Raw genomic sequence first — 12,381 nt, forward strand, 5'->3', positions numbered from 1 at the left:
GCGGGCACCGTCGTGCCCGGCGGCNNCACCGGCGGCGCGACGGTGCCGGTGGGCGTCGGCGGTATCGGCGGCGCAGCCGTCCCCGTCGGCACCGGCGCGGCGCGCGTCCCCACCGGTACCACCGGCCGCACCGGCGGCGCGGCCATCCCCGCGGGCATCGGCGGCGCGACGGTGCCGGTGGGCGTCGGAGGCCTGGCGCTTCCGATCGGCGTCGGCGGTACCGGCTTCCCGATCGCGACCGCGAACGGCATCGGCAGCACGGGCGGCGTCACGACGAACGGCGCCGGCGCGCGCGACATCGGCAGTGCGGCCGGGGTCGGCACCAACGGCGTCGGCACGGGCGCGGGCGCGCGCGGGGTGGGCAGCGCGGCGGGCGTCGGCACGAACGGCATCGGCGCGCAGGGCCTGACCGCCGCGGTCGGCATCCCCGGCATCGGCGTCCCCGGTACGAGCACCGGCGTGAAGCCGGTCCGCCCCGTCGTCCCCGCGACGGCGAACGTGCCGCAGCGCCCGGCCAACCCGGCCGGCACCATCCCCGACGGCGTGCTCGGCGCGCCGGTCGTCCCCGGGCACCTCGGTGTCCCCCTGTTCACTCCGCGCCCGTGCGACCCCACGAAGGTCACCACGTGCGCGTAGTACCGGTCACCGAACAACGAACCGGCTGAAGGGTGGGTCGGCGGCTACGCGCTGCCGACCCACTCGTCTGTTCCGTCCCCGAACAGCTGGTGCTTCCACACGGGGAGCGCTTCCTTGACCGCATCGACGATGCGCGCGCACGTCGCGAACGCGGCCGCGCGGTGGTCGGCGGAGACGGCGACGACGAGCGCCGCGTCGCCGATCGCCAGCGGGCCCACGCGGTGCGAGACCGCGACGGCCCGCACGCCGTCCGCGGCGTCCGCCTCGCGCTGCACGACCTCCGCGATGACGCGCTCCGCAGTGGGGTGCGCCGAGTACTCCAGCGCGGTGACGCCGCGGCCGCCGTCGTGATCGCGCACGGCCCCGATGAAGCCCACGACCGCGCCGGCCTCGGGCCGCGTCACCGCCGCCTCGTGCGCGGCCAGATCGATCGGCTCCTCGGTCACCCGGGCGAGGACGACCTCGGCCCCGGGCTTCTCAGCCATGGTCGCCGCCGCGGATCTGATCCAGCGCGTGGTGAAGGACCCCGTCGAGCACCGCGAGGCCGTCGCGGACCCCGCCGGACGAGCCCGGCAGGTTGACCACCAGCGACGTGCCGGCGACGCCTGCGAGGCCGCGGCTGAGCACCGTCGTCGGCACATCGGGCAGGCCCGCGGCACGAATGGCGTTGGCGAGGCCGGGGATCTCGAAGGTCAGGGCGCCGCGCGTCTCCTCCGGCGTGCGGTCGGACGGCGTGAGACCCGTGCCGCCGGTGGTGAGCACCACGGCGTCGCCGCGGCGGACGGCGGAGCGGATGGCGGCGCCCACCTCCTCGCCGTCGGGCACCACGACGGGCCCGAAGACCTCGAAGCCCCGCTCGCCGAGCCAGGCGGCGATGGCGGGGCCGGTGGTGTCCTCGCGCTCGCCGAGCGACGCGCGGGTGGAGGCGACCACGACGGTGGCGTGGTGATCGCGGGACGGACGGAGTGGTTCAGTCATCTGATCTCTCCCAGTGGCCGGTCTTGCCGCCGTCCTTGGTGAGCACGCGGACGTCCGTCATGACGGCGGCGGGGTCGAGTGCCTTGACCATGTCGTGCAGGGTCAGCCCCGCCACCGCGACGGCGGTGAGCGCCTCCATCTCGACGCCCGTCCGGCCCGTGCAGCGCACGGTGGCGGTGACGGTGATCTCCGCGCCCGACGGTTCCAGGTCGACGGTCACGCCGGAGATCGGCAGCGGGTGGCACAGCGGGATCAGGTCGGCCGTGCGCTTGACCGCCATGATGCCCGCGATACGGGCGGTGGCGAGCACGTCGCCCTTGGGGACGGCGCCGTCGGCGATGGCGGCGACGACCGCCTCCGTGGTGCGGAAGGTCCCGGCCGCGACCGCGGTACGGGCGGTGACGGCCTTGGCGGACACGTCGACCATGCGGGCGGCGCCCGCATCGTCGATGTGTGTCAGCTCTCCGGTCAGCGGTTGATCCGCGTCGACGGGTGCACGTACGGGATGTGCTGCTGCGGGAACTCCAGCTCGCCGAAGGGCGACAGCGCACCCACGACCGGGGCCGCCAGCTCGTTCACGGCGTGGTCGGCGTGGCCGTCCGCGCCCTGCGGCCAGCCGTTGTCGACGTAACCGGGCTTCTTCGCATTCGAGGTCTCAGACACGCCGCTATTCTGACATGCCCCGGTGTCTAGGCTGTATCGGTGAGCAGTAATACGTCGTCGACGGGGCCCGCGGCGTGGCTGCGGGGGCGCACCGACGCCGAGATCGCGGCGCTGCTCGACGCCCGCCGGGACGTGGCGACCCCCGTCCCCGCCGGTTTCTCCGTGCTGGCGAGCCGCCTGAACAGCCCGGCGTCGCTGGGCCGCGTCGCGGACCGGCTCACCCTGCTCGACCTGGCCGTTCTCGAGCTGCTGCTCGCCGAATCCCTCGACGCCGAGGCGCTCGCCCGCCGGCTCCGTGGCCGCGCGCTGAAGAAGCAGGTGCTCGCGTCGGCGGAGAAGCTCCGGGGCCTGGCGCTCGCCTGGGGCGACGACGCCCTGCACACCACCGCCGCCGTCCGCGAGGCGCTGCCGTGGCGCTCCACCCAGCTGACGACGCCGCCGGACCTGGCCGCGATCGACGCCGCGCTGGCCGCCGCCGGGTCCGATGAGCGCGCCCTGCTGGACCGCCTGGCGGAGGGCTCGCCGCTGGGTCGCACCGCCGCCGCGGGCCCCGGCACGTCCGCCGACCATCCGGTGCAGCGCATGCTCGCCTCCGGGCTGCTGGCGCGCGTCGACCATCAGACCGTCGAGCTGCCGTGGGAGGTGCGCGCGCGGCTGCGCGGCGAGCTCCCCCTCGGCACCTCCCTCAAGCCGCCCGTGCTCGACGGTCCGCCCGTCCCCGGTGCCGACGGGGCCGGCGCGGTGGCCGCGCTGGAGCTGCTGCGGCACGCCGACGACGTGCTCGACGTGCTGGGCGCCGTCCCGGCGCAGCGGGTGAAGGCGGGCGGCATCGGCATCCGTGAGCTGCGCCGCATCGCCAAGGCCGCGGGCCTCGCCGAGGACCGCGCCGCGCTGCTCCTGGAGCTCCTCGCCGCGGCCGCGCTCCTCGCCGAGGGCGAGCTCGACGGCGAGGAGGACTCGGTGTTCGCGCCGACCGTCGCGGTCGACGAGTGGCAGCGCTCCGCGCCCGCCGACCGCTGGGCGCTGCTCGCCCGCACCTGGCTGGAGCTGCGCCGGCAGCCCGCGCTCATCGGCACCCGCGGTGAGGAGGGCATCGTCGGGCCGCTGCACCGGGCGGCGCGCAGCACCGTCGCCCCGCAGGACCGCGCGGCCGTGCTCGACGCCCTCGCCCTCGCTCCGCCCGGCACCGCCCCGCCGCTCCCCGACGTGCACGCGGCCGCCCGGTTCGCGCACCCGTCCTGGTACCGCCGGCTCACGCTGGACGCGATCGCCGACATCGTGGAGCAGGCGCAGGTGGTGGGCCTGGTCGCGGGGGGCGCCCTGACCGCGGCCGGGCGCGCGGCCCGCACCACCGACCCCGCGCAGGCCATGGCCGCCGCGCTGCCGAAGCCGGTCGAGGAGTTCCTGCTCCAGGCGGACCTGACCCTGACCATCCCCGGCCCCACGACGCACGACTTCGCGGCGGCGGTCGCGCTGGTCGCCGATCTCGAGTCCGCGGGCGGCGCCGCGGTCTACCGCGTGACGGACGCCTCGGTGCGCCGCGCGCTCGACGCCGGCCGCACCTCGGCGGAGGTGCACGCCTTCTTCGTCGCGCACTCGGTCACCCCGGTGCCGCAGGGACTGACGTACCTGGTCGACGACGTCGCGCGGCGGCACGGCGCCCTGCGTGCGGGCGTCGCCGGTTCCTTCCTGCGCTCCGACGATCCGGCGCTCATCGCCGCGGTCCTGGCCTCCCCCGTCGCGGAGGCGCTCGCGCTGCGGGCCATCGCGCCGACGGTGCTCATCGCCCAGGTACCGCTGTCCGACCTGGTGGCGGGCCTGGGCGCCGCCGGCTTCACCGCCGCGGCGGAGGATTCCCGCGGCGTCGTCGTCGACCTGCGCCCCGCCGCGATCCGGCTCCCGCCGCCCCGCACCCGTCCCCCGGCCGCGCAGGCGACGCTCGAGCAGCTCGCCGAGGCGGTGGTGCAGATCCGGCGGCAGGACGCCCCGTCGGACGACGGTCCCCGCACGTCCGGCCCGGAGCTGATGGCGCTCCTGCAGTCCGCCGCGGGCGCGGGCCGGCCGGTGCGGCTGGGCTATGTGGACGCGAACGGCGTGTTCACGCGGCACGTCGTGGTGCCCGAGTCGGTGCGGCACGGGCAGCTCGCCGCGCTCGACGGGGACGCGACCCGCCGGTTCGCCCTGCACCGCGTGACCACCGCGGAGCCGGTGGAGTAGCTCAGACCAACTCGCCGCGCTTGCGGGTGAGGTAGGCGCGCTCGGCGGCGTTGGCGGTGGCCGCGAGGGCGGCGTCGTACTGCGCCCTGGCCTCGGCGGTGCGCCCGAGCTTGCGCAGCAGGTGCGCGCGGGTGGCGTGCCAGGGGTGGTAGCCGTCCAGCGGCAGCGGGTCGACGAGGGCGAGGGCCACCTCGGGGCCGTCGAGCTCGGCGACGGCGATCGCACGGTTGAGCGCGACGATCGGCGACGGGTCGATCGTGCGCAGCAGGTCGTAGAGCGCCACCACCTGCGCGTAGTCGACGGTGTCGGCGCTCGGGGCATCGGTGTGGACGGCGCCGATCGCGGCGAGGATCTGGTACCGCCCCGGCCGTCCCAGCGCGAGGCATTCGCGCACCAGGCCGTGCCCCTCGGCGAGGGCGGCGCGGTCCCAACCCGCGCGGTCCTGCTCGTCGAGCGGGACGAGCTGTCCACCGCGCACCCGCGCAGCGCGGCGGGCGTCCGTGAGCAGCATCAGGGCGAGCAGGCCGGTGACCTCGGGATCGTCGGGCAGCAGCCCACGGACCAGGCGCGTGAGCCGGATCGCCTCGGCGCTGAGCTCCGCCCGGATCGGCGCACCGTCGCCGCTGGCCAGGTACCCCTCGTTGAAGACGAGGAAGAGCACCATCAGCACCCCGTCGATGCGGTCGGGCAGGTCGACGGCGGCCGGCACGCGGTACGGGATGCGGGCCGCGGCGATCTTCTTCTTGGCGCGGGTGATGCGCTGCCCCATGGTGGTCTCGGGCACGAGGAAGGCGCGCGCGATCTCGGGCACCGTCAGGCCGCCGAGCAGGCGCAGGGTGAGGGCGACCCGGGCCTCGGGCGCGAGCGCCGGGTGGCAGCAGGTGAAGATCAGCCGCAGCCGGTCGTCCTCGACCGCGCCGGTCGGCTCGGGATCGGAGTCGTCGTGGATCATCTCGGCCGCCCGGTGTTTGGCGTCGCGCTGGTTCTCCCGCCGGATCCGGTCGATCGCGCGGTTGCCCGCGGTGGTGGTGAGCCAGGCGCCGGGGTTCGGCGGGATGCCGGATTCGGGCCACTTCTCCGCGGCGGCGAGGATCGCCTCGCCCGCCGCGTCCTCGGCGATCGTGATGTCGCCGAAGCGGCGGACGAGCGAGGCGATGACCCGGCCGTACTCCTCGCGGAAGACCCGATCGAGCGCGGCGGCTCCGTCGCGATTCGGCCCGCTCGCTCCGCTCCCGGCGCCTGCGTCGGTCACGCCAGCCCGTCGAAGGCGCGGACCTCGACGGTGCCGCCACACGCCTTGGACCCCTGGGCCGCGAGCCGCAGCGCGACGTCGAGGTCGGGCGCGTCGATCACCCAGAAGCCACCGATCAGCTCCTTCGACTCGAGGTACGGGCCGTCGGTGATGATCGGCTTGTCGCCGCGACCGTCGACGACGGTGGCGGTGGTCGCCTCGGCGAGGCCTCCCGCGAACACCCAGTAGCCGTCGGCCTTGAGCTGCTCGTTGAAGGCGTCGGTCCGCGCGAACGCCTCCTCCATCGCCTCCTTGGTGCCGTAGTCGCCGAACTCGCCCCGCTCGGCGGGGCCGTGCACGGAGAGCAGGTAGTGCGTCATGATCTCGTTCCTCTCGGTCGTCGGGCGGCGCCGGTGGCCGCCCTTCACCCTCACTACGAACGCAGGCGTACCGATACGACACCACCCCCGGAAATTCTCCGCAGCGCCGATGTCGAAATCCGTCGACCCCGTTCGTGGAAGGGGTAGGACGCGCCCACCCCGGGCACCGCCACCACCGCTGAGGAGCACGCCATGAGCACCATCGCCGCCACCACCGCCCCCGTCCGCACCGACCGCCTGCCCGTGTGGAAGCACGGCGTGGGCGCCGCCGTCGCTGCGTCGGTCGCCACCACCGCGATCGCCGCGGCCGCGTCCGGCGCGGGCGTCACGTTCGCGGGTCCCGACGGTTCCGCCATCCCCCTGCTCGGGTTCGCGCAGCTCACGCTGATCTTCTCGCTGATCGCCGTGGCGATCGCGGCGGTCTTCGCGCGACGCGCCCGGCATCCGCGCTCGACCTTCGTCCGCACCTGCGTCGCGCTCCTGGTCCTGTCCTTCGTGCCGGACCTGACCTTCGGATTCGACGGTGCCTCCGCCGGGGTCCTGATCCTCACGCACGTGGCCGCGGCCGCGATCGTCGTGCCGGTCCTCGCTCGCCGCCTGGCCATCAATTAATTGACTGATCGCTCAGTTATATATATCTTCAGGGCATGGCCCGCACCGTCGACCCCGCTCTCACCGCCCGCCGCCGCGCCGCGATCCTGGACGCGGCGGCCGCGGAGTTCTCCGCCGCCGGCTTCGAGCGCGCCCGCGCCGCGGACATCGCGACGCGGGCCGGGGTCAGCTCCGGCACCGTCTTCTACTACTTCACCGACAAGGCCGGCCTCTTCCGCGCCCTGTTCGACGCCGACGTCGAGCGCAACACCACCACCCGCGACCGGGCCCTCGCAGAACCCGACCCGCGCGCGGCGATCGCGATCGTGGTCGACGCACTGGCCGAGTCGGCCGTCGACCCCGTCGCGCCCGGTCTGGTCGCCGAGGTGATCCGCCGGGTTCCCGCCGATCCGGCGTTGGCCGAGATCGTCGCCACCGCGGACGGGCTGGTCCGAGGCGCTCTCACGGAGGTCATCGCGCGGGGCCAGGCCGACGGTGCCTTCGAACCCAGCCTCGATCCCGCCCACGCCGCCGCCTTCCTCGTCGCCCTGACCGACGGCGCCCACCTCGCGGACGGCGACGTCCGGCCCGACGTGCGCCGCGCCGCCCTCGCCTATCTGCGCCCGGAGGAGTCATGACCACCACCGCCGCCCCCACGACGACCGTCGGGATCTCGCGCGCGCTGCAGCTCGCGACCGTCTCCGCGACCACCGCCCTCGGCGCCGTCCTCGGCCTGATCGTGCGCGGCCTCGTCGCGTGGCTGGAGCGCACCGTGGACGGCTCACCCGGCCCCCTGCGCGTCGCCGCGCAGCTGCCGGTGGGCGTCGCCGCCGGAATACTCACGGTCGTCGGCCTCATCGGCGGCATCATCCTGGTCGCGGCGTGGCAGCACGAGGTCGCGGCGCTAACGGTCGCCGACGACCACGTCGAGCTCGCCGCGGGCGGGCACCGCCGCTGGATGGCGCGCGCCGAGATCGGCGAGGCCTTCCTCGGGCGAGGCGGGGAGCTGACGTTCCTGGACCGACGGGGCCGCCTCCTCGCGGCCGCCGGCACCGACGGGGTGCCGAAGGCCGGGATCGCCCGGGCGCTCACCGACGCGGGCTATCCGTGGCGCGGCGAGGCGGATCCGTACGAGGCCGAGTACACGCTGGTCGTGCAGGGCCGCGGCGACGCGGATCTCGAGGTCGAGGCGCTGCTGCGCGAGCGTGCGGTCGCCCGGGCCGAGAAGCGCGCACCCACCGCCCGCGACCTGCGGCTGCGCCTCGGCGAGGTCGGCGTCGTGGTCCGCGACCGCGGCGACGAGCAGGAGTTCCGCCCGGCGCGGCACACTGGATAGGTGACCGACGGACCCCTCATCGTCCAGTCCGACATGAGATAGGGTCGAAAACGCGTCTACCAGCCGTTTCTCCAGTGGAATGGGTCTAACCCTCCTCGTGGTTTGTGAGGAGACGCTCCGTGTTGCGGGATTTTTGCGGGCTCGGAAGCTGCCCGCGACGTGCAAAGATCATCGGACATGATGCCGTTTGCGGGCACTGTCACCGCCGCCTCCCTATTCGCTCCTCACCAGTTGCGTCCGAAGGGGAACATCCCCTGCGCCCCGTCACTACGATCCCTGCATGACGACCGAAAAGCCCGATTACCCCGACCTGACCACCGTCGTTGGCCTGCATGACGGCCCCGACTCGGAGCTGCAAATGCTCGCGGGATGGACACGTCCCCCAGGAAGGGTCGAGGTACCAGTCACCCTCTACCTTCCGTGGGGTATCGCGACGGGAGTCACGACCTTCGGCGCGGACTTCTTCCAAGCTGCCGCTGACGCTATCCGCCACGCGGCTTCCGCCGACCTCACCGCTGAGCAAGTGGAGGCACTCGCGAACAACCTGTACGGCGATGCGGGGGACGCGCAGATCGAACAGAACGATCACTTGAACACCTTGACGCCTGAGCAGTACGGGGCGGAAACCACTCACCAGGGGCACATGTTGCGGACCTTCGTCCACCTGCGGAACGCGACTACCGTCCTCGGCGGGTTCCGTCACACGCACGATTACCTGCGCATCCGCATCGCGGACGTGTCCGCGTGGTCCAACGGGCAGATCGAGTTCAACTAGAGCCCGCGACCCTGTGCGACGCGTACGCGATATCAGGTCTGATGGGCATTGAAACCCACATCTACCTGCGCGTGTCGCGTCCCCCAGGAGGTCTGCGATCAGGGCTTCTGCTTCACCTCCACCTCCACGGTGTTCGCTCCGTGGCGGATCGCGTCGGCGGAGTAGATCACTCCCCACCCCACCGCGAACCACCACGGCGCATCGGGGAGCGCGATACTGGTCAGCGCCGTCCCCGCGCCGTAGCAGCCCAGCACAGCGGCTCCGACAGTGATCCTCCGACCCCTGCGGTTCATCGCCGCGTCGGCGAGCACCGACGCAGCGATGTAGGTGAGCGTGGTCCCGACGATGTACAAGTAGTTCATTATCAGGCTCCTCCTGCTTGGTGAGCGGTGTGGTCACCGCCCGGGTGCCGTATCTCTACGGCATCGGACGCCGAGGCAGGGGTGTGCGGCGCGGTGAGCGAGGTCGTCGGTTTGCGCACAGGACGTGACCTCGCACACCCCGCTCGATAGCGTCCCCACGTATGACGCCGACCCCGCCGCCAAGCCCCGCACCTTCGCCGACACCCGTTCCTCCCGAGCTGACGGTGCACCTCGACAGCCCGACCTCATGGATTAGCACCTACGCGCCCTTGTTCACCGCGTGTGCTGCCCTCATCGCCGCCCTTGTCGCGCTTGGTGGCGTGTGGTGGAACAACAAGCACGCGGCGTCCCGTCAGAAAGCGGACATCGCCGCCGCCGAAAAACGAGCAGCGGGCGACCGCGACGCGGCAGCTACACGAGAACGTGAGCGGCACCGTAGAGAGGAGATGACGACCAAGGTAGGCGACCTCGTAGCCACAATCCTCGAAATCCCACGCCACATTCAGCACACCGCGCGGGCGGTCGCGAGAACGTACCAAGAGCCTGGGGGTGCTGGACCAACACCTGCGGAGTTGCGACAGGACATAGCCGAAAGGCGGAACACAATGCGCGATCTGGAGACTCGCGCCCAGTCCTTGAACTGCCAGATTCAGTTGCTCAGTCCGCCCTCTCGGCTGGAAAAGTCACTCACCACACTCGTTGAGGATGCGAGGGATGCAATCCTCGGGTGCTTGCGGCGGAACGGTCCCGATGGGCACATCGAACGGTCAGACGCCGCCGCGCGGAAGCTCACCTCAGATGCTCGCGCGGTCGTCGGTACCTATCGCGACGAAACTGAATGGGAGTAGAAGTCCCGTAAGTCATTTGCGCGGGACGTGACCAAGTCCGCCCGCTCGATGTCGGTGGTCGCGGCCATGATCGAGGCATGTCTCGCCCCACCCGCTGCCCCTGGACTACGCGCTGCCCTGACGGCGCAGTCCTGCTGGGTATCCCCAGCCGTACACCCTCATGCGCCTGACCAGCTCCACCGCGTGATCCGCGCCGCTGGCTGGGCGCTGCGGCTCGGCAGGATCGTATCGTCCACCGCGCCCGCGGAAATCGCAGCAGGGATTGCGTTGGCGTGAGTCGGATCGAGCGCGACCGAAGTCCCGTCTTTGAATACCGCCCTGACGGAAACCCTCCCGAGTCGGGCTGGTGGGTGAGTGTGGCCTGAACTACAAGATCAGTTCTGTGTCGTAATAGAGGAGCTGCAGGACGTAGTCCTGGATCAGCTCCATGGGAGTTGAACCGCCCCGGGTAGTCCGGAGACTCCGAAGTTGGAAGGTTGGAGTCATGGCAGGGAGCACATCGAATCGGTACCCTGCTGAGTTGAAGGCGCGGGCGGTGCGGATGGTCGCGGAGCGGCCGGAGGGTGAGACGGAGTACGCGGCGATGCAGCGGATCGCCGCGTTGTTGGGGGTGACCTCGGCGGAGTCGGTCCGCAAGTGGTTCCGCAAGGCGCAGGTCGACGCGGGCGTACGGACCGGGGTTGCGTCGTCGAAGTCGGAGGAGATCAAGAGGCTCAAACGCGAGAACGCCGAGCTCAAGCGGGCGAATGCGATCTTGAAGGCGGCGTCGGCTTTCTTCGCGGCCGAGTTCGACCGGCCACACGGCTGATCGTGGACTTCATCCGCTGTCATGTCGGTCGGCGTGAGGAGGGTGGTCTGCGGTGGGGTGTCGAACCGATCTGCACGGTGCTTACCGAGCATGGTGTGAAGATCGCCCCGTACACGTACTACGAGCACGTCGATCGCCCGGCCACCGGTTTGGAGTATCGGGAGGCGTTGTTGGCCAATTAGATCCGTGATGTACATGCGGTGAACTACAGCGTGTTCGGGGCGCGGAAGATGTGGATCGTGCTGAACCGGATGGGCATCTCGGTGGCCCGCTGCACGGTCGAGCGGATGATGCGCGAAGCCGGCCTTACCGGGGTGGTGCGGGGCAAGGTGAAACGCACCACCGTCGCCGACCGCGGCGCCGGCGGCCGGCACCCAGACCTGGTCCAACGCGGTTTCGCACCGACCCGACCGAATCAGCTGTGGGTCGCGGACATGACCTACGTGTCGACCTGGGCCGGCTGGGCCTACGTCGCGTTCGTCACCGACGCGTACGCCCGCCGGATCATCGGCTGGGCGGTCGGATCGACGATGACCACACGGACCTGGTGCTCGCCGCGTTCGACCATGCCGCCTGGTCGCGTCGCCGCGAAGGACACGACCCGGCCGGGGTCATTCACCACACCGACGCCGGCTCCCAATACACCTCCGTCCGGTTCGCCGAGGGACTCCTCGGCGCTGGCATCGCGGGTTCGATTGGCAGCGTGGGTGACTCGTACGACAATGCGCTCGCGGAGACGATCAACGGGCTCTACAAGACGGAGCTGATCAAACCCCGCGAACCATGGAAGACGGTGGAGCAGGTCGAGTACGGAACCGCCGAGTGGGTCGACTGGCTCAACCACCACCGGCCCTACGAATACTGCGGCGACATCCCGCCCGCGGAGCTGGAGGCCGCGTACTACGCTTCGAGGGCACCCCACCATCAGGTGCCGGTGACTGATTGAGTCAGTCTCCGGACACACCGGGGCGGTTCATTCAGCCCGAGCACTGCGAAGCGTTCAGGCGCGGCTGAGCCAGCCGACGAGGGCGTGGCGTACACGAAGTTTGCCTCCGTCGTACTTCCCTCGTTCCCGCGAAGTCGCGAGCACCTTGTTCCGCTGACGGTAACGCCGCTTCTTGTAGTTGGTGACGGTGGTAATTGTGTACGGCTCTAGCCAGCGACGGGTTATTCGCCACGAACCATCCTGCGAGATGGTGATGCGCGTCCAGTTCTGCGTGAAGGGCTCGCCTTCGATGTACACCCTCCATCTGCCGAAAGAGTTCGGGCGGCGACCATGGTCCGTCGCCGCTGCGACGAACTCAGCGACCGCATCCTCCACCTTTTGCCATTGCGCCAACTCCTTGGAGGCCCAGCGTGCGCGTTGGGCGTGCAACTGCTCCAACTCAACTCGACGGCGTTCGTGCGCCTCTTCCATCATTCCCACCGAGGGATAATGTCACAGTAGGTAGATCTCGTATGTCGTCCTGCGATCAACGCCCACCACTGTGGCACAGGCACCCCGCACCTGCGCAAGAGGCTGAACGCGTTATGTATGGGAAGTAGGTCGGGTCCCG

Annotated in this window: 14 protein-coding genes and 1 pseudogene; 7 read left to right on the top strand and 8 right to left on the bottom strand. The window is 71.6% G+C overall.

The genetic code is table 11. The features are described 5' to 3' along the window. Positions 1-680: 680 nt before the first annotated feature. The 4 genes from ACNAYW_RS17240 to ACNAYW_RS17255 are packed head-to-tail and all read right to left on the bottom strand — an operon-like array spanning position 681 to position 2,277. On the bottom strand, positions 681-1,121 hold the full coding sequence (locus ACNAYW_RS17240) for a molybdenum cofactor biosynthesis protein MoaE (protein ID WP_415850891.1): 441 nt from the start codon (positions 1,119-1,121) through the stop codon (positions 681-683). Beyond that, a complete protein-coding gene (locus ACNAYW_RS17245) occupies positions 1,114-1,614 on the bottom strand; it encodes a MogA/MoaB family molybdenum cofactor biosynthesis protein (protein ID WP_415850892.1) in 501 nt (166 codons plus the stop codon). Before ACNAYW_RS17245 ends, ACNAYW_RS17240 begins: the two co-directional genes overlap by 8 nt. Then, positions 1,607-2,041 (bottom strand): cyclic pyranopterin monophosphate synthase MoaC, encoded by a 435-nt coding sequence (moaC, locus tag ACNAYW_RS17250; RefSeq protein WP_415850893.1) that lies wholly within the window; start codon positions 2,039-2,041, stop codon positions 1,607-1,609. The genes ACNAYW_RS17245 and moaC overlap by 8 nt, the downstream gene beginning before the upstream one ends. A 41-nt stretch (positions 2,042-2,082) precedes the next feature. Further along, positions 2,083-2,277, bottom strand: a complete 195-nt coding sequence (locus tag ACNAYW_RS17255) for a hypothetical protein (RefSeq protein WP_068524106.1) — start codon at positions 2,275-2,277, stop codon at positions 2,083-2,085. A 39-nt stretch (positions 2,278-2,316) separates the two neighbouring features. Here ACNAYW_RS17255 and ACNAYW_RS17260 point away from each other — a divergent pair, with 39 nt between their 5' ends. Beyond that, on the top strand, positions 2,317-4,494 hold the full coding sequence (locus ACNAYW_RS17260; protein WP_415850894.1) for a helicase-associated domain-containing protein: 2,178 nt from the start codon (positions 2,317-2,319) through the stop codon (positions 4,492-4,494). Position 4,495: 1 nt separating this feature from the next. Here the strand turns inward: ACNAYW_RS17260 and ACNAYW_RS17265 are convergent, their stop codons facing one another. Together ACNAYW_RS17265 and ACNAYW_RS17270 are read right to left on the bottom strand one after the other, a co-directional pair. Next, a complete protein-coding gene (locus ACNAYW_RS17265; RefSeq protein ID WP_415850895.1) occupies positions 4,496-5,746 on the bottom strand; it encodes an RNA polymerase sigma factor in 1,251 nt (416 codons plus the stop codon). Beyond that, positions 5,743-6,105: a YciI family protein gene (locus tag ACNAYW_RS17270; protein WP_415850896.1), complete on the bottom strand. Its 363-nt coding sequence runs from the start codon at positions 6,103-6,105 to the stop codon at positions 5,743-5,745. Before ACNAYW_RS17270 ends, ACNAYW_RS17265 begins: the two co-directional genes overlap by 4 nt. 192 nt (positions 6,106-6,297) lie before the next feature. Between ACNAYW_RS17270 and ACNAYW_RS17275 the strand changes: the two genes are divergently transcribed. The 4 genes from ACNAYW_RS17275 to ACNAYW_RS17290 all read left to right on the top strand — a co-directional run bounded on the left by ACNAYW_RS17275 (position 6,298) and on the right by ACNAYW_RS17290 (position 8,807). Beyond that, positions 6,298-6,717 (top strand): DUF6069 family protein, encoded by a 420-nt coding sequence (locus ACNAYW_RS17275; RefSeq protein WP_415850897.1) that lies wholly within the window; start codon positions 6,298-6,300, stop codon positions 6,715-6,717. A 35-nt stretch (positions 6,718-6,752) separates the two neighbouring features. After that, positions 6,753-7,334 carry a TetR/AcrR family transcriptional regulator gene (locus tag ACNAYW_RS17280; protein ID WP_415850898.1) on the top strand — a complete coding sequence of 194 codons (582 nt, stop codon included), beginning with the start codon at positions 6,753-6,755 and terminating at the stop codon, positions 7,332-7,334. Continuing rightward, a complete protein-coding gene (locus tag ACNAYW_RS17285) occupies positions 7,331-8,032 on the top strand; it encodes a YqeB family protein (protein ID WP_415850899.1) in 702 nt (233 codons plus the stop codon). Before ACNAYW_RS17280 ends, ACNAYW_RS17285 begins: the two co-directional genes overlap by 4 nt. A 280-nt stretch (positions 8,033-8,312) precedes the next feature. After that, positions 8,313-8,807 carry a hypothetical protein gene (locus tag ACNAYW_RS17290; protein WP_415850900.1) on the top strand — a complete coding sequence of 165 codons (495 nt, stop codon included), beginning with the start codon at positions 8,313-8,315 and terminating at the stop codon, positions 8,805-8,807. A 98-nt stretch (positions 8,808-8,905) separates the two neighbouring features. On the opposite strand, the gene ACNAYW_RS17295 is transcribed toward ACNAYW_RS17290, so the two are convergent. Beyond that, on the bottom strand, positions 8,906-9,169 hold the full coding sequence (locus tag ACNAYW_RS17295) for a hypothetical protein (protein WP_415850901.1): 264 nt from the start codon (positions 9,167-9,169) through the stop codon (positions 8,906-8,908). Between the two features lie 161 nt (positions 9,170-9,330). Between ACNAYW_RS17295 and ACNAYW_RS17300 the strand changes: the two genes are divergently transcribed. Together ACNAYW_RS17300 and ACNAYW_RS17305 are read left to right on the top strand one after the other, a co-directional pair. Continuing rightward, positions 9,331-10,017 (top strand): hypothetical protein, encoded by a 687-nt coding sequence (locus tag ACNAYW_RS17300; protein ID WP_415850902.1) that lies wholly within the window; start codon positions 9,331-9,333, stop codon positions 10,015-10,017. 484 nt (positions 10,018-10,501) lie between these two features. After that, a pseudogene (locus ACNAYW_RS17305) lies at positions 10,502-11,771 on the top strand (IS3 family transposase). A gap of 54 nt (positions 11,772-11,825) precedes the next feature. Here ACNAYW_RS17305 and ACNAYW_RS17310 read toward each other — a convergent pair. Continuing rightward, positions 11,826-12,251 (bottom strand): hypothetical protein, encoded by a 426-nt coding sequence (locus ACNAYW_RS17310; RefSeq protein WP_415850903.1) that lies wholly within the window; start codon positions 12,249-12,251, stop codon positions 11,826-11,828. Positions 12,252-12,381: the final 130 nt, after the last annotated feature.

The organism is Tsukamurella ocularis, from assembly GCF_965138335.1.
In the GTDB taxonomy this organism is placed as follows: Bacteria; Actinomycetota; Actinomycetes; order Mycobacteriales; family Mycobacteriaceae; genus Tsukamurella; species Tsukamurella ocularis_A.